The following is a 16,069-nucleotide window of genomic DNA, read 5'->3' on the forward strand; positions in this document are numbered from 1 at the left end:
CATCAGGCGTAGAGCATGAGGTCGGAGATGGACTGGGCCCAGTTGCCAAAGGCGGGGGCCTCGAACAGCCGGTTACCAATGGCGCGGTGCAGGTCGGAGACCAGCATGACCCCCATTTCCCGTTGGGGGAAGCGCCCGGCATAGGCCAGGATATGGCTGATCTTTTCGGTACCCTCGGGCTCGGCCTGGGCGCGAATGGCCCTGCCCACCAGGGCGGCGGCGACGGCGTACTGGAGGTCGATCTCCCGTGGCACCGGTACCTCCTCGCCGCGCAGGATGGCATCCAGGTCCGGCATCCGGTCCAGACTATTGATAAAGGCGTTCAGCTCGATACCCGCCGCTGGGCCGACGCAGCCCTGGAGGGCGCCCTGCAGGAGATCGGCGTCATCCTCAAATTTGCGCAGCCCGCGGTGAGCGAATTCCCAGGAGCGGGGCGTGGGGAAGGCGATGGGGTTATGGGCGGGGTCGAAGTCAAACAGCAACTCCGGGCGGAAGCGCAGGAAGGCGATGACGCGCTCGTCGATCTCGTGGGCATAGGCCCAGGCGACCCAGTCGTCCAGGTGGGTGTCCACCTCGAAGTGGGAGAAACGGTTGGCCAGGGGCGCCGGCATGGCATAGGTGACCCCCCGGTCGCCCTGGCGGTTGCCAGCGGCGAAGATGGCCCAGTGCTCCGGTACCTCGTATTCACCCAGGCGGCGGTCCAGGATCAGTTGATAGGCGGCGGCGGACACCGCCGGGGGGGCCGAGGTGATCTCGTCCAGGAAGAGGATGCCGCTGGGGCCGTGATACTCCAGGTTGGGCAGGAGGGCCGGAATCGCCCACTCGACCTTGTTGCCAACGCGAAACGGGATGCCGCGCAGGTCGCTGGGCTCCATTTGCGACAGACGGATATCGATCATGGGCGTCCCGTGACGGGCGGCGATCTGGGCCACCATCTGTGACTTGCCGACGCCGGGCGGCCCCCAGAGCATGACGGGGGTGTGATGACCCTGGGGGGTACTCGTGAATTCCCGATCGAGGACGCGAATCAAGTGGGCAGGGCGCATGGCGTTGGTGTCAGGCTAGTGAGAGGTTGGGGGAGGATGCCGGGATTCCTGGCAAAATAAGGCTCTCGTCTGGTCATCGCAAGCCAATTTGTCATGGATTTCCGAGCGGTCTCGTAGGAGTGGCGCCTATTAGAAAAACGAAGTATTCTTATGTCTCTTCCGCCTCGCGCGCACCTGGGACCCTGACTGGATTGGGGAAGAGGCCCCGGTGGCGGTGGCGAGGTTGGGTCCGGGGTGGACCCTCGGTCTGATTTGGCGAGGCGCATTTCTCGGTTAAAAAACCCGGGAAGTTGCCCAGCGACGAGATGCACGCGGAGCGGTGCGGGACAGGTTGGATCCGACGCGAGATCACCGTTACTGTTAAACCGCGAAAAAAACATAAGTTTCGGAGGCTTTGACCTCATCATCGCTATAGCTCGGAGACAGGAAAATGAACCAGTTTTACTACGACGCCGTCACCAAAATGGAGCAGATGGGTGTCGATGACGAGTACATTCAGGGTTGGCAATGTGGGTTTTTGCTGAACCCTAAGCGCGAGGAGCAGCGCCTGACCGAGGCCTACGAGGCCGGCTATGCCGATGGCGAGGAGAAAACCACCGATAACTTTGGTGACTGGGTCAAGGAATGACGCGGGTCTCCGGATAGCTTCTCGTCACGGAGAGGTTAAGCCAAAAGGGCGGGCGAACCCCGCCCTTTTTTGCGCCTGGCGAATTGCCGTGGCATTCCCGTTCGCATCGATCCGGCGCAACCGGTGCGGGCGGGAGACAGCAGGGCCCAGGTCCCCATGAACCCCCAAGCCGATCGTCTCCGCCAGCTTCTCGCCGGTCCTGATTTCCTCTTGATGCCCTGCTGTTTCGATGGCCTCTCCGCCCGTCTCGTCGAACAGGCCGGCTTTGCCCCCACCTTCATGAGCGGCTTCGCCGTGGCCGCCGCCCGGCTCGCGCGGCCGGATACGGGCCTGATCTCCTACGGCGAGATGCTCGACCAGGGCCGCTCGATCCTGGAGGCCGTCACCATCCCCATCATCGCCGATGGCGACACGGGCTACGGCAATGCCGTCAATGTCCGCCGCACCCTGGAGGGCTACGCCCGCGCCGGTTTCGCCGGCATCATGATCGAGGATCAAGTCGCCCCCAAGCGCTGTGGCCACACCCCAGGCAAGGCGGTGGTGACCCGCGCCGAGGCCTGCGCCCGCATCCGCGCCGCCGTGGAGGCCCGGGAGGCGGGCGCCGACATCCTCATCATGGCCCGTACCGACGCCCGCGCCAGCCACGGCCTGGACGAGGCCCTGTGGCGCCTGCAGGCCTTTGCCAATCTCGGCGCCGACATCCTCTTTCTGGAAGCCCCCGAGGATGAGGCCGAGATGCGGACCTTCTGCCAGGCCCTGCCCGGCCCCAAGATGGCCAATATGCTGGAGGAGGGGGTAACCCCCCTGCTACCACCGGCCGTCCTCGCCGCGATGGGCTACAAGATCGCCGCCTATCCCCTGACCCTCCTCAGCAGCGCCGTCTTCGCCATGCGCGAGGCCCTGGCGGACCTCAAGGCGGGCCGTGTCCCCGCGCGCCGGGTCGATTTCGCCACCCTGCGCGAGATTGTTGGCTTCGGGGCTTACCATCGCTTGCTGGAACACTACGAAGGCGAGTCTCCGTCCTAATCCGCCCACGCGGGCCAGCGTCGCGGCTAAGGCTAATTTCGGGCTCGCCTGGGTGTAGAATTCCCACCCGGAACAAAAAAACCTCCCCTTGCCACCACCGCCCGGAATCCAGCCACGTGATCCAACTCAAAAACGATACCTTTTTGCGCGCCCTGCAGCGGCAGCCCGTGGACTACACGCCCGTCTGGATGATGCGCCAGGCCGGCCGCTATCTACCGGAATACCGCGCCAGTCGCGCCCGCGCCGGCAGCTTTATGGACCTCTGCATGAATCCGGAACTGGCCTGCGAGGTCACCCTGCAGCCCCTGGAGCGCTTCCCGCTGGATGCGGCCATCCTTTTTTCCGACATCCTCACGGTGCCCGATGCCATGGGCCTGGGTCTCTATTTCACCGAGGGAGAGGGGCCCCATTTCGAGCGCCCGATACGCACTCGGGAGGATGTGCGGCGGCTGGGGGTGCCGGATATGGCGACCGATCTGGGTTACGTCATGGACGCCGTGTCCCTGATCCGCCGCGAGTTGGACGGGCGCGCGCCCCTCATCGGCTTTGCTGGCAGCCCCTGGACCCTGGCCACCTACATGGTCGAGGGCGGCGGCTCCAAGGCCTTCGCGCGCAGCAAGGCCATGATGTTCGACCAGCCGGAGCTGATGCACGAGCTGCTCGCCGTCGTCGCCGAGGCCGTGACCCACTACCTCAATGCCCAGGTCGCCAGCGGCGCCCAGGCCCTGATGATCTTCGACACCTGGGGCGGCTCCCTGACCCCCCGCGACTACCGTGACTTCTCCCTGGCCTACATGGCCCGCATCGTCGCCGGCCTGACCCGCGAGGCCGAGGGCCGCAAGGTCCCCGTCATCCTCTTTACCAAGGGCGGAGGCCAGTGGCTGGAGGCCATGGCCGGCAGTGGTTGTGACGCCCTGGGCCTTGATTGGACGACCGATCTGGCCGACGCCCGCCAGCAGGTGGGTAGTCGGGTGGCCCTGCAGGGCAATATGGATCCCTGTCTACTCTATGCCAGCCCGGAACGCATCCGCGCCGAAGTCGCCGCCATCCTGGCCAGTTATGGCCCGGGCACGGGACATGTCTTCAATCTCGGCCACGGCATCCATCCCGATGTGGAGCCGGATCACGCCGCCGCCCTGGTGGCGGCCGTCCATGAACTGAGCCGGCCCTATCATGGGGGCGTGGGCGGGTAAGGAGCCCGTGGGGGGCTGAGTGGATCAATCAGAAGGCACTCAAGCCTTGAGCGGGGTAGGGGACATGAACAAGGAAACGATCCAAGAAGTTACCGGCGCCGACGAGGGTTACGCCGGCTTTCTAACCCGGGCCCAGGCGGCTGGGGCCCTGTGGACCCTGAGGGGGGAGGGCGGCTATGTCGCCTTTCATGATGAGGAGGGGCCCTGCTTCCCCTTCTGGTCCAGCCCCGCGGACGCCCAGGTCCTGGCCACTGCCGACTGGGCGGACTGCCAGCCCGAGCGGGTCAAGCTCGCCGAATTGCGCGGGGTCTGGCTCCCGGGCATGGCCAAGGCCGGGCGGCTGCTGATGTTGGAGCCGAGCGCCGACGGGGAGGGCATTGTCTGTGACCCGGAGGAGTTGCTGGCGGATCTGGAGTAGGGGGCTTTGGGGCGTGCGGCCTGGGTGCGTCGATCCTATCCCCCCGCGCCCCGTCGGCGACAACACCCGGGCGGATGGCACGCTCACCTCATACCTCAGCGCCAGTCAGGGACTAACACATGAGCGCCAGCTTTCAGCAACTCGCCAACTTCATCTGGTCCGTCGCCGACCTGCTGCGCGGTCCCTATCGCCCACCCCAATACGAGCGCGTCATGCTGCCGCTGACGGTGCTGCGCCGCTTCGACGCCGTATTGGCGCCCAGCAAGGACGCCGTGCTCAAGCGCCATGCCGAACTGAGCAGCAAGGGCATCGCCAATATTGACGCCATTCTCAACAACCGGGCCCTGGATGAGGACGGTACCCCTTTGGGCTTCCACAACCACAGCCGGCTCGACTTCCACAAGCTCAAGGGCGACCCGGACAATATCGGCCGCCACCTGGCGGACTACATCAACGGCTTCTCCGAAAACATCCGCAGAATCTTCGAGCGCTTCGAGTTCGACAAGGAGATCGAGAAGCTCGAAGAGTCCAACCGCCTCTACCAGGTGGTCGCCCAGTTCGCCGAGATGGACCTGCATCCGCGCAAGGTGGACAACATCACCATGGGGCTGGTGTTCGAGGACCTGATCCGCCGCTTCAACGAAGCCGCCAATGAAACCGCCGGTGATCACTTCACCCCGCGGGAAGTCATCCAGCTCATGGTCAACCTGCTGCTGGAGCCCGATACCCAGGTGCTCACCCAGGCAGGCATCATCGTCACCATCTGTGACCCGGCCTGCGGCACCGGCGGCATGTTGGCCGAGGCGCAAAACTGGATCCGCGCCCACAACGATCAAGCCACCGTCAAGGTCTTCGGCCAGGACTACAACCCGCGCTCTTACGCCGTGGCCGCCTCCGACCTGCTGATCAAGGGCCACAAGGACGGCCAAGTCGTGCTGGGCAACACCCTCACCGACGACCCCTTCCCCGACCAGCGTTTCGACTATCTGCTGGCCAACCCGCCCTTCGGCGTGGATTGGAAGGCCGAAAGGAAGATCATCGACCGCTGGCCCAACTTCCGTGGCTACAACGGCAAGTTGCCGCGCATCAACGACGGCGCCCTGCTGTTCCTGCTCTACATGATGAGCAAGTTCCAGGACTACAAAGCCGGCGACCGCGACAAGCCCGGCTCGCGCACCGCCATCGTCTTCAACGGCTCGCCCCTCTTCACCGGTGGGGCCGGCAGCGGCGAGAGCGAGATCCGCCGCTGGATCATCGAGCGCGACCGGCTCGAGGCCATCGTCGCCCTGCCCGAGCAGATGTTCTACAACACCGGCATCGGCACCTTCATCTGGGTGGTCACCAACCGCAAGGCCGACCACCGTAAGGGCAAGATCCAGCTCATCGATGCCCGCGAGCGCTGGACACCCATGAAGCGCAGCCTCGGCGACAAGCGCCGCTACCTGGATCAGGCCGCCCTCGATGCCGTCACCCGCGAGCATGGCGCGCTGGAGGACAGCAAGACCAGCCGGGTCTTCGACAACGCCGACTTCGGCTACCGCCGCATCGCCGTCCACCGCCCGCTGCGCCTGCGCTTCGAGATCACCATTGATGCCCGGGAGCGCTTCCTTAACACCCTCCCCGAACTGTTCGACGCCCTGCAAGCGGTCGAGGATGCCTTGGGGGCCGAACCCTACCTGGACTGGAACCACGCCTGGGAAGCCGTGCAGCAGGTCTTCAAGACCCTGCCCGCCGACGTGGAAGGCTGGGCCAAGGGCGCCAAAGGCACGGTGCAGAAGAAGATCTTCCGCGACTGCTTCGCCACCGTGGACCTGCAAGCCGCGCCCGTGATCGCCAGGCACCACAAGATGGAGCCCCTGGACCGCGCTGCGTTGTTTCCCGGCCAGGCCCTGCCCCCTGGCCTCACCCCGGACGACCTGCGCGCCCTGCTCGGCCTCTACCGACTCCCCTCGCCCACCGGGAGAGGGCCGGGGGTGAGGGCCGCTACGTCGAGTACGAACCCGACCCCGCCCTGAAGGACGCGGAGTACATTCCCCTCAAGGAGGACCTGGTCAGTTACTTTCTGCGCGAGGTGCGCCCCCATGTGGCAGACGTCTGGATCGACCGCGAGACCCTGGACGAGCAGGACGGCGGCATCGGCAAGGTCGGCTACGAGATCAACTTCAACCGAGTGTTCTTCCAGTACCAGCCCCCGCGTCCACTGAAAGAGATCGATGCGGAGCTGGCCGACGTGGAGCAGCGGATTCTGGAGTTGTTGCGGGAGGTAACGGAGTGACGCCCGCAACTCTATTCCCTTCGCGCCGCTTGAAGTACGCGGCGACGATCAACGACGAGGCGCTCTCAGAATCAACGGATTCTGATTTTGAGTTGGCTTACATCGATATTGGCAATGTTGATTCTCAGGGGCGAGTCCACGACATCGTCAACTATCGCTTCGGGGATGCGCCCAGCCGTGCCCGCCGCATTGTGCGCGATGGTGACGTAATCATCTCGACCGTACGAACCTACCTGCAAGCCATCGCGCCAGTCGAGAATCCGCCAGAGAATCTGATTGTCTCGACGGGATTTGCAGTCGTCAGACCCTTGGGCGTACTCGATCATAGATTTTGCAAATATGCCCTTCGTGCAAGCCCTTTCCTTTGGGAGGTCGAAAGCCGATCAACCGGCGTCAGCTATCCGGCAGTCAATGCTTCGGACTTGGGCGATATCAAGGTTAGCTTGCCCGAACTGAGGGCTCAGCGCCTCATCGCCAACTACCTCGACCGCGAAACCGCCCGCATCGACGGTCTGATTGCCGAGAAGGAACGCATGCTGGCGCTGCTGGAAGAAAAGCGCGCCGCCCTCATCAGCCGCGTCGTCACCCGCGGCCTCGACCCCAACGCCCTGCTCAAACCCTCCGGCCAGGAATGGCTGGGCGAGATCCCGGCGCATTGGGAAATCAGAAGGTGCGCAACGCTGTTTGCAGAGATTGACGAGCGCAACCATCCCGATTTGCCCCTCTTGAATGTGTCTCTCAATACGGGTGTAACGCTGCGGGTATTCTCCGACGAGCGAATTGAATCTGTTGCGGCGGACTTCTCAACATACAAGGTTGCAAGACAAGGAGATCTTGTTTTCAACAAGATGAGGTTTTGGCAGGGCGCGGGAGGCATTGCGCCCGAGGATGGGCTAACCAGCCCAGACTACACGGTAGCCCGCTTCGGCGGTGCCTTGTATCCGGAGTATGTTGAACTTCTGATGAGGCTTCCTCTGTTCAGCAACGAAGTTCGCCGATATTCTTACGGAATGGTAGATGACCGCCTAAGGCTCTATTGGGACGCGTTCAAGAATTTGCGCATTCCTGTCCCGCCGGTTGCCGAGCAAAAACGGATCGCCATCGCCGCGATAAATGAGGCACGAGAGATAGCGGAGTTAGGTTGCGCACTGGCACGCTCTATTGCGCTGGCCAAAGAACGCCGCGCCGCCCTGATCACCGCCGCCGTCACCGGCCAGATCCCGCTGGAGGAGATGCGCGGATGAGTACCACCGTGCCCGCGTCCATTCCGGTGCTGCGCTGGGCTGTCGAACGGGCACGGCTGGGCGACGCGGCCATCGCCAAGCGCTTTCGCAAGTGGCCTCAGTGGCTAAGCGGAGAGGCGCGGCCCACGCTAAAGCAACTGGAGGACCTTGCCAGGGTCACTCATACGCCGTTCGGCTTCTTCTTCCTGCCCGAGCCACCGCGCTTGGATCTGCCGGTGCCGGACTTCCGCACCCTGCGCGATGCCCCCTGCGCGAGCCGAGCAATGACCTGCTCGATACCCTGTATCTATGCCAACGGCGGCAGGACTGGTTCCGCGAGTATGCGCAGATTCATGGGCTTGCGCCCGTGGTCTTCGTCGGCCGGGCTCGCATCGGGGATGCGCCCGAGGCGGTGGCCGCAGACTTGCGCGGCGCTCTCGGCCTGTCGGTCGCCGAGCGCCAGGCCTTGCCGACCTGGACCGAGGCCCTGCGGCAACTGATCGCGCACTCCGAGGATGCGGGCGTCCTGGTGATGGCCAGTTCCATTGTCGGCGCCAACAGCCATCGCAAGCTGGATGTCGGCGAGTTTCGCGGCTTCGCCCTGGCCGATGACCTGGCGCCGGTGCTGTTCCTGAACGCCGCCGACAGCAAGGCGGCGCAGATGTTCAGCCTGGCGCACGAACTGGCGCATTTGGCCTTGGGGCAAAGCGGGGTCTCGGATGCGGAGGCAGGGCGCGTGCCCGAGCACGCCATCGAGCGCTGGTGCAACTCGGTGGCGGCGGAATTGCTGATGCCGCTGGCGGCAATGCGCGAGCTCGTGCAGCCGGATGCACCTGTCGAGCAGGAGATCCAGCGCTTGGCCCGTCTGTTCAAGGTCAGCAGCCTGGTGGCGCTGCGGCGCCTTTTCGACGCGGGAGTCATCAACGAGGCCAGGCTTTGGTATCACTACCGCCAGGAAGTCGAACGGCTGCGGGCGCTTGATCGTTCCAGGGGCGGCGGTGACTTTTACCGCACCCTGGGCGCGCGGACCGGCAAGCGCTTTGCGCGTGCGCTGGTGGGCAGCACGCTGGAGGGCCAGACCCTGTTTCAGGATGCCTTCCGCCTGCTGGGCGTCCGTAAGTCGGCCACCTTCTATCAAGCAGCGCGTGAGCTGGGTGTCATGCCATGAGCTACCTGCTCGATACGAACGTGTTCATTCAGGCCAAGAACCTGCAGTACGGTCTGGATTTCTGCCCCGCCTTCTGGGAGTGGCTGCTCGAAGGCCATGCCGCCGGCAATGTGGCCAGCATCGACAAAGTGGGCGACGAAATCGCCGCGGGCAGCGATGATCTCACCGATTGGGTTCGCGATCACGGTCATGGAATGTTCCTGAAAAACGATGCGCAGGTCGCCGCGCAGTTCGGCGCGGTCAGCGCCTGGATCACCGGGCAGCACTACGACCCCGCTGCCATTAACAGCTTCTTGCAGGTGGCCGACTATTACCTCATCGCCCATGCGTTGGCCCACGGCCAAACCGTGGTTACCCACGAGGTCCCCGCGAGCTCGACCAGACGCATCAAGATCCCCAACGTCTGCATCGGCCTGAATGTGGGTTTCATGACGCCCTATGAGATGTTGCGGAGGGAGCGCGCCAGGTTTGTTCTGGGGCGGGCCGCATGAACGGGACCTCAGAGGGCAGCTTTGGGCCTGGAAGGCGCAGCAGTGCCCTGGGTAGCAGCTCTGAGGGCAACCTCGCCCCTATGTCCGTATTGGAGCGCGCGCTGTGTGCTTAGTCGGCGGATGTAACTCGCCTGCCTCTAGGCCGATGGCCAGGGGAGCGTTGCTGCGCGACGGCCTGGCCGAGCGCGCTTGGCCTACCGGGACCACGGCCTGGTTAAACAAAACGGCGTTTCCTTAACTAAGGGCGCCGACAAGTAAAGGATGCCGCCATGAAGACAACCAGCGAGGCCGCTTTTGAGACCGCCATCGAGACGGTCCTGTAGGGCGCCGGCTGCACCCAGCTCGCAGGCAAGGGCTTCGACCGCGAACGGGCGGTTTTCCCGGACGAGGCCCTGGCCATGATCCAGGCGACCCAGGCCAAGGTCTGGGACAAGCTGGAGGCCCTGTGCAAGTGGCCGGATACCCGCGGCAACCTGGACACCCTGCGCCACGGCTTCAAGGGCTTCGGCAAGACGATGCGGTCTTCGGGTGCTCTCCATAACCGCTCCGCCGCGGTGGTCACCGCTGCCGTCATCGGCCGAATCCCACTGAAGGAAGCGTCCGCATGACCCCCACCTGCTGGATCATCGCCGGGCCCAATGGCGCGGGGAAGACGACCTTCGCACTGGAATACCTGCCCAGGGCGGGCTGCTCCCACTTCATCAACGCCGACCTGATCGCCGCCGGGCTCGCGCCGCTCGCCCCGGAGCGGGAGTTGCTGGCCGCCAGCCGTATTTTCTTGCGGGAACTGGAATTCCGGGTCTCGGCCCGAGAGAACTTCGCGTTCGAAACCACCCTGGCGGGGCGCACCTATCTGCGGCTGGATTTGTTCATCGGGTCGATCGCTGCACCTGTTTTATGAACGATGGGGAAAGCCCGGTGCTGGTCTTCGAGCAATGTGGAGAAGACCGGAGTGTCGTGCATGGGGATTATTATCAGCGGTTGATTGACGAGGCCCAACGATGAACACCACCCGCACAAATACGCCTTCCCAGGAGGGGCGGCAATTGCTTGAGACACTACGTCAATCCGTCGCCAAGGCCCTGGAGAAGAAGCGGCGTCTGGGGCAGTACGCTGTCACCTGGCAGAACGGCAAGCCGGTTGTGACGGGCGAAGACGCACCGCGCACGAACGAGAATGCCCCCCACGCCGACAAGTAAAGGATGCTGCGATGAAGACAACCAGCGAGGCCGCGTTTGAGACCGCCATCGAGGCGGTCCTGCTGGCCGCCGGCTACAACCGGCTCGACGGCAAGGGTTTCGACCGCGAACGGGCGATCTTCCCGGACGAGGCGCTGGCGTTTATCCAGGCGACCCAGGCCAAGGTCTGGGGGAAGCTGGAGGCCCTGCACGGTGGGCAGACCGGGGAGCGGGTGCTGGAGGCCCTATGCAAGTGGCTGGACACCCACGGCACCCTGGACACCCTGCGCCACGGGTTTAAGTGCTTCGGAAGGACGCTGCGCATTGCCTTCTTCCGCCCGGCCCACGGCCTGAACCCGGATCTGGAGGCGCGCTACCAGGCCAATCGCCTGGGGCTTACCCGTCAATTGCATTTCAGCCCGCGCTCGGAACAGTCGCTGGACGTGGCGCTGTCGGTCAACGGCATCCCGGTGTTATCCCTCGAACTCAAGAACCCGCTCAGCGGGCAGACCGTCGCCGATGCCATCCGCCAGTACCGGCACGACCGGGATCCACGCGAGCCGATCTTCGCCTTCACCCAGCGCACCCTGGTGCACTTCGCGGTCGATACCGAAGAGGCGCACATGACCACGCGCCTGGCCGGGTCGGCGACCACCTTCCTCCCCTTCAACCGGGGCCTGGACGGCGCCGCCGGCAATCCGCCGGACCCTGAAGGACGGAACTACAAGACGGCCTACCTGTGGGAAGAGGTGCTGCAACGCGACAGCCTGCTCGACCTGCTTGCCCGGTTTCTCCATGTCTCCGTGGAGGAGAAGGTCACCGACGACGGCAAGAAGGTGCGCAAGGAGGGCCTGATCTTTCCGCGCTATCACCAATTGCAGGCGGTACGCCAAATGGTGTTGGCCGCTGCCACCGAAGGGGTGGGCCACAACTATCTGGTCGAGCACTCGGCCGGCAGCGGCAAGAGCAATACCATCGCCTGGCTGGCGCATCGGCTCTCCAGCCTGCACAACGCGCGGAGTGAGCGCCTGTTTGATAGCGTGGTGGTCATCACTGACCGGGTGGTGCTGGACCGCCAGTTGCAGAACACCATCTACCAGTTTGATCACCGCCAGGGCGTGGTACAGAAGATCGACGAGGATTCGCGCCAACTGGCCGAGGCCCTGGAAGCGGGCGTGCCGATCATTATCACCACGCTGCAGAAGTTTCCATTCGTTTCCAGTCAGTTGGCGAAGCTGAGCGAGGAGCGCGGAGCGGGTGGCAAGAGCCATCTGCCGACGCGCAGGTATGCGGTGATCATCGATGAGGCCCATAGCTCCCAATCGGGCGAGACGGCGACGGAACTCAAGGGCGTCCTGGGCGGCGCCGAGTTGCGCCGTAAGGCCCAGGAGATGGCCGAAGAGGAGGGCGAGCTAGAACTCGAACCTCTGTTCCGCTCCATGGCCAAGCGTGGCCGGCAGCCCAACATCAGCTTCTTCGCCTTCACCGCCACGCCCAAGCACAAGACGCTGGCCATCTTCGGCCGCAATGGCGAACCTTTCCACCGCTACACCATGCGCCAGGCCATCGAGGAAGGCTTCATCGAGGATGTGCTGAAGAACTACATCACTTACAAGACCTACTACAAGCTGCTCAAGAAGGCCGAGGACGACCCCAACGTCGAGCGCAGGAAGGCGGCCAAGGCACTGGCCCGCTTCATGCGCCTGCATCCGCACAACATCGGCCAGAAGACCGAGGTGATGGTCGAGCATTTCCAGCACTTCACCCGCCACAAGATCGGCGGCCATGCCAAGGCGATGGTGGTCACCGGCTCGCGGCTGGAAGCGGTGCCCTACAAGCAAGAGTTTGACCGCGCCATTCAGGAGAAGGGTTACCCGATCAAGGCCCTGGTGGCCTTCTCCGGCACGGTCGAAGACGACAGGGTCCCGGAGAAGACCTATAGGGAAGTGGAGATGAACGGCGGAGTCAAGGAAAAGGAACTGCCCGACACCTTCGCCAAGCCGGAATTCCGCGTTCTGCTGGTGGCCGAGAAGTACCAGACCGGCTTCGACCAACCCCTGCTGCATACCCTGTATCTGGACAAGCGCCTGGCGGGGATTCAGGCGGTGCAGACCCTGTCGCGCCTGAACCGTACCCACCCGCTGAAGGACGACACCTTCGTCCTCGATTTCGTGAATGACCCGGCCGAGATTCAGGAGGCCTTCCGTCAATATTATGAAGGCTCGGTCATGGGGGAGCAGGTCGATCCGGATAGGCTCTATCAGGTCAAGGCTGAGCTGGATGCCTCGGGCATTTATCTCGATGGGGAGGTGACCGATTTTGCGCGGGTGTTCTTCGCCCCGAAGCGGCGACAGAGCCCCGGTGACCACAAGGTGATGAACGCCCTACTCGATCAGGCGGTCGCACGTTTTACTCACCTCCAAGAAGCCCAAGAGGAAGAGGCTGAACTGTGGCGTGGCAAGCTACAGGCCTTCCGCAACCTCTATGGCTTCCTGAGCCAGGTCATCCCCTACCAGGATAGCGATCTGGAAAAGCTCTTCACCTACCTGCGTCATCTGGCACTGAAGCTGCCGAGGCGGAAAAGCGGCCCGGGCTATCAGTTTGATGAGGAGGTCGAGCTCGACTACTACCGGTTGCAGAAGATCAGCGAAGGCTCCATCAGCCTGAACGAAGGTATTGCCAAGCCGTTGGACGGGCCGCGCGAGGTGGGCTCAGGGATGGTGCGCGAGGAGCGGGTATTGCTGTCACGCCTGATCGACATCATTAACGAGCGTTTCGGCGAGGAACTGAACGAGGCGGACCAGCTGTTCTTCGATCAGATTGCGGAGGCGGCCAGCCAGAACGAGTCGCTGCGAAAGGCAGCGGAGGTCAACTCCCTGGACAAGTTCCAACTGGTGTTCCGGCAGGTGCTGGAGTCGCTGTTCATCGAGCGGATGGAGCTGAACGAAGAGTTGTTCACCGATTACATGGGTAAGCCGGAGATGCAGGAACTGGTTTCCAAGTGGCTTGGCAGCCAAGTCTACGGGCGCTTGTCGTCGGGAAGCTCTAAGTTGGGCGAGGGGGGTAGTCTGACCTTTACACATACTTGAGTCCATTCCTTTCTCACGAAGTATCCTCCGGCGGCGGCCGCAAATACCCCGGCGGATACTCATCGCGCCAGCTCGCCCGCTCCTCCGGGCGATAGATCAGATACCTCTCGATCGCCACGTCCAGCTTCTGCAAGCCATGCCACAGCACCTCCGTCCCCGGGTGGCCATCGGCCTTACGGCCCTGGAAGCCGCCCTTGATGGCGATCCAGCGGGTCGCCTCTTGCAGGGTGGGTGGCTGCTCGGGCAGAACGGTGGTTTGATGAAACCAGCTAAACAGCGCCTGCCATTCCGGATCCTGGAAGAACAGGGTGCAGGGGCGTCAGGATCCATGCGCCCCAGCATCGTCAAATAGTAGATGCGCCAGGCCACCACCAGATCGATGGCCAGGCAATTCTCCAGGCGGGCCACGCAGCCCAACTGGCGCTCCTCGATCTGGCAACCGGTCTTGAGGGTGCGATGAAACACCTCGATGCCCCAGCGCGCGCCATACCAGCGCACCCGCTCCTGGGCCTCGGCCAGGGTGGTGGTGGCGACGTTGGTCAGCAACAGCCAGTCCACCCCGTCGACCCCCGGGGGCGGGGCCGCTTCGCGCAGCAACACCGCCCACAGCGCCAGCGGGCTTTCTTTAAGATTCCCGGGCGGTTTGAGCGTCACCGGGGCTTGCGCGCCGCGGCGCGGCAGTACCAGGGCGAGGCGCCCCGCCACCTCCAGACCGCCCAGGTGGTCCCACAACGGGGTCAGCCCCTCAGCGCTCATCACCTGGCGCTGCCGGCCGCGGTTGGCCCGCACCAGCAGGCGCGGGCTGGCGGGATCACGCGCCAGGGCGAAGAGTTCGAACAGGTCGGCCTCGCGGTCACCGATACTCACCAGGGTGGTGTGCGGCACCTGGGGGGCGATCGCCTGCAGGGTGCGGTAGGCTGCCAGCCACTTGCCGCTTTCCCGCACCTCGGGTTCCCGGCGGGTCTGATGTTGGTCGGGGTCACGCGCCCAGCACGCGGCGCTCACCACCCCCAAGGGCACGCCCTCGGGGGTGAAGGCGTGGCTGTTATGCAGCACCAGGCCGACGGGGCCGCCGTCGGTCTTGTTCCCGATCGGCCCCAGCCCCGCCGTATCGGGATGGCCGGTGTAGTTGAGCGAGGTCGTGTCCTGGGGCACCAGCACCAGGGGCTGGGCGCCCATCCGGGCGATCACCGCCTCCCGGTGGGCGCCGAGTATGACGTGCATGTTGATCCGCGGGTTGCCAAAGAAACGATAGGCCGCGACCGTCCGGGCGCGGTCGGCGCAGCGGCGGGTGAGACTCCGGGACTGGACGTCGCCCCAGAAGTCCGCGGCCAGATGATACAGGCGGTGTTTGAGACGGGCATCCCAGACTTTGAGGCCACCAAATTCTTCCTCGGTCCAGTCGGCCGGCGTACTGGGGCGCTCGGCGGGCAGCCGTGCGGGCCCCTGGCGCAGCCGCTGGCGGGCATCATCCGCCAGGGGGCGCACCCACAGGGCCTTCGGTACGCCGTCCCGGCGGCCGGCGCTGTGGCCGATGCATTCCCAGCCGGCGGCGGCGTAGCAGGTGCCGGCATAGTCGGGATGGACGAAGGTCTCCAGCAGCAGGGGCCGCACGCCATAGCGGGCTTCCCAGTCCGCCGGCAAACGGCGGGCCAGCTGGCCCAAGAGATGGGAGGCCAGGTGGGGTACGCGGACCCCAGGCAAGATCAGGAAGCGGGCATTGGCGACGACCCGGGCGAGGTTACCGCGGCGGGTGGCCTCGTTCCAGCCGATCCAGTGGTCGCGATCCTGGAGGGCAAAGCTGGCCGCTTGGCAGGCGGCGGCGCCCAGGTCGCCGTGGGCGGAGCGGAAGAGGTAGCGCAGTTGGGCGCCGCACAGGGGTTTATCGCCCAGGGGGTGCTGGACCATGAGTTGGTGGTAGGTGTCGCGTTCCGCGGCGGTGTCCACCACCACGAGGTCGATGGGACCCAGGGCGGCCAGGTCGCCCGTTACTTCAGCCACCGGCAGCGGCGCTGGCGCCACCGTGGCGGGTGCCGGGCGGGGCCGGCGGGAAAGGGTGTCGCCACGGGCAGCGTCACGGCGCCGCGCCGGTGGAGCTCGGCCAGCGCGCGGCGGGCGCTGCCCAGGCAGCGTTGGCCCTGGGCATTGGTCCAGTTCAGCCAGTCACACACCCGTTCCGCCAGGGCGCGGCGGCTGAGGGCGGGCTCCTGACCGACGGTGGCCATGATGCGCTCGCGTAGGGGGGTGTCAAACCATTGGCCACAGACTCTCATGGCCGGGGAGCGTAGCGGCCGGGCGGCGCGGAGTCAAGTGTGTGTAGGGATCAGGGGGGTA

Annotated in this window: 12 protein-coding genes and 3 pseudogenes; 12 read left to right on the plus strand and 3 right to left on the minus strand. The window is 64.7% G+C overall.

Going from position 1 to position 16,069, the window contains the following annotated elements; all coding sequences use genetic code 11:
* Positions 1 to 2: 2 nt before the first annotated feature.
* The gene (locus tag IPN92_10280; GenBank protein ID MBK8638644.1) at positions 3 to 1,046 is read right to left on the minus strand and encodes an AAA family ATPase; all 1,044 of its coding nucleotides are present in this window, start codon (positions 1,044 to 1,046) and stop codon (positions 3 to 5) included.
* Between the two features lie 430 nt (positions 1,047 to 1,476).
* Between IPN92_10280 and IPN92_10285 the strand changes: the two genes are divergently transcribed.
* From IPN92_10285 to IPN92_10340, 12 genes and pseudogenes are all read left to right on the plus strand, one after another.
* Positions 1,477 to 1,674 (plus strand): hypothetical protein, encoded by a 198-nt coding sequence (locus tag IPN92_10285; protein MBK8638645.1) that lies wholly within the window; start codon positions 1,477 to 1,479, stop codon positions 1,672 to 1,674.
* A 156-nt stretch (positions 1,675 to 1,830) separates the two neighbouring features.
* Positions 1,831 to 2,700: an isocitrate lyase/PEP mutase family protein gene (locus IPN92_10290; GenBank protein MBK8638646.1), complete on the plus strand. Its 870-nt coding sequence runs from the start codon at positions 1,831 to 1,833 to the stop codon at positions 2,698 to 2,700.
* A gap of 116 nt (positions 2,701 to 2,816) precedes the next feature.
* On the plus strand, positions 2,817 to 3,893 hold the full coding sequence (gene hemE / locus IPN92_10295; protein ID MBK8638647.1) for a uroporphyrinogen decarboxylase: 1,077 nt from the start codon (positions 2,817 to 2,819) through the stop codon (positions 3,891 to 3,893).
* A gap of 64 nt (positions 3,894 to 3,957) precedes the next feature.
* Positions 3,958 to 4,311 carry a DUF2750 domain-containing protein gene (locus IPN92_10300; GenBank protein MBK8638648.1) on the plus strand — a complete coding sequence of 118 codons (354 nt, stop codon included), beginning with the start codon at positions 3,958 to 3,960 and terminating at the stop codon, positions 4,309 to 4,311.
* Positions 4,312 to 4,430: 119 nt separating this feature from the next.
* Positions 4,431 to 6,586, plus strand: a pseudogene (locus tag IPN92_10305) (SAM-dependent DNA methyltransferase).
* Positions 6,583 to 7,830 (plus strand): restriction endonuclease subunit S, encoded by a 1,248-nt coding sequence (locus tag IPN92_10310; GenBank protein MBK8638649.1) that lies wholly within the window; start codon positions 6,583 to 6,585, stop codon positions 7,828 to 7,830. Before IPN92_10305 ends, IPN92_10310 begins: the two are co-directional and overlap by 4 nt.
* A pseudogene (locus IPN92_10315) lies at positions 7,827 to 8,977 on the plus strand (ImmA/IrrE family metallo-endopeptidase). The gene IPN92_10310 and the pseudogene IPN92_10315 overlap by 4 nt, the downstream one beginning before the upstream one ends.
* Entirely contained in the window at positions 8,974 to 9,468 is a 495-nt protein-coding gene (locus IPN92_10320) for a DUF4411 family protein (GenBank protein MBK8638650.1), read from the plus strand. The pseudogene IPN92_10315 and the gene IPN92_10320 overlap by 4 nt, the downstream one beginning before the upstream one ends.
* A gap of 398 nt (positions 9,469 to 9,866) precedes the next feature.
* Positions 9,867 to 10,076 (plus strand): hypothetical protein, encoded by a 210-nt coding sequence (locus IPN92_10325; protein MBK8638651.1) that lies wholly within the window; start codon positions 9,867 to 9,869, stop codon positions 10,074 to 10,076.
* Positions 10,073 to 10,473, plus strand: a pseudogene (locus tag IPN92_10330) (hypothetical protein). The gene IPN92_10325 and the pseudogene IPN92_10330 overlap by 4 nt, the downstream one beginning before the upstream one ends.
* Positions 10,470 to 10,667, plus strand: a complete 198-nt coding sequence (locus IPN92_10335; GenBank protein ID MBK8638652.1) for a hypothetical protein — start codon at positions 10,470 to 10,472, stop codon at positions 10,665 to 10,667. The pseudogene IPN92_10330 and the gene IPN92_10335 overlap by 4 nt, the downstream one beginning before the upstream one ends.
* Before the next feature lie 11 nt (positions 10,668 to 10,678).
* Positions 10,679 to 13,735 (plus strand): type I restriction endonuclease subunit R, encoded by a 3,057-nt coding sequence (locus IPN92_10340; protein MBK8638653.1) that lies wholly within the window; start codon positions 10,679 to 10,681, stop codon positions 13,733 to 13,735.
* A gap of 96 nt (positions 13,736 to 13,831) precedes the next feature.
* On the opposite strand, the gene IPN92_10345 is transcribed toward IPN92_10340, so the two are convergent.
* Entirely contained in the window at positions 13,832 to 15,736 is a 1,905-nt protein-coding gene (locus IPN92_10345) for an IS4 family transposase (protein MBK8638654.1), read from the minus strand.
* Positions 15,724 to 16,008 carry a hypothetical protein gene (locus IPN92_10350; protein ID MBK8638655.1) on the minus strand — a complete coding sequence of 95 codons (285 nt, stop codon included), beginning with the start codon at positions 16,006 to 16,008 and terminating at the stop codon, positions 15,724 to 15,726. Before IPN92_10350 ends, IPN92_10345 begins: the two co-directional genes overlap by 13 nt.
* Positions 16,009 to 16,069 lie beyond the last annotated feature (61 nt).

This window comes from Chromatiaceae bacterium (genome assembly GCA_016714645.1).
Taxonomy (GTDB): domain Bacteria; phylum Pseudomonadota; class Gammaproteobacteria; order Chromatiales; family Chromatiaceae; genus M0108.

Bases quoted from the DNA above. Each gene is read 5' to 3' on its own strand.
- IPN92_10280 (MBK8638644.1), bottom strand. From the start codon at position 1,046: ATGCGCCCTGCCCACTTGATTCGCGTCCTCGATCGGGAATTCACGAGT.
- IPN92_10285 (MBK8638645.1), top strand. From the start codon at position 1,477: ATGAACCAGTTTTACTACGACGCCGTCACCAAAATGGAGCAGATGGGT.
- IPN92_10290 (MBK8638646.1), top strand. From the start codon at position 1,831: ATGAACCCCCAAGCCGATCGTCTCCGCCAGCTTCTCGCCGGTCCTGAT.
- IPN92_10300 (MBK8638648.1), top strand. From the start codon at position 3,958: ATGAACAAGGAAACGATCCAAGAAGTTACCGGCGCCGACGAGGGTTAC.
- IPN92_10320 (MBK8638650.1), top strand. From the start codon at position 8,974: ATGAGCTACCTGCTCGATACGAACGTGTTCATTCAGGCCAAGAACCTG.
- IPN92_10325 (MBK8638651.1), top strand. From the start codon at position 9,867: ATGATCCAGGCGACCCAGGCCAAGGTCTGGGACAAGCTGGAGGCCCTG.
- IPN92_10335 (MBK8638652.1), top strand. From the start codon at position 10,470: ATGAACACCACCCGCACAAATACGCCTTCCCAGGAGGGGCGGCAATTG.
- IPN92_10340 (MBK8638653.1), top strand. From the start codon at position 10,679: ATGAAGACAACCAGCGAGGCCGCGTTTGAGACCGCCATCGAGGCGGTC.
- IPN92_10350 (MBK8638655.1), bottom strand. From the start codon at position 16,008: ATGAGAGTCTGTGGCCAATGGTTTGACACCCCCCTACGCGAGCGCATC.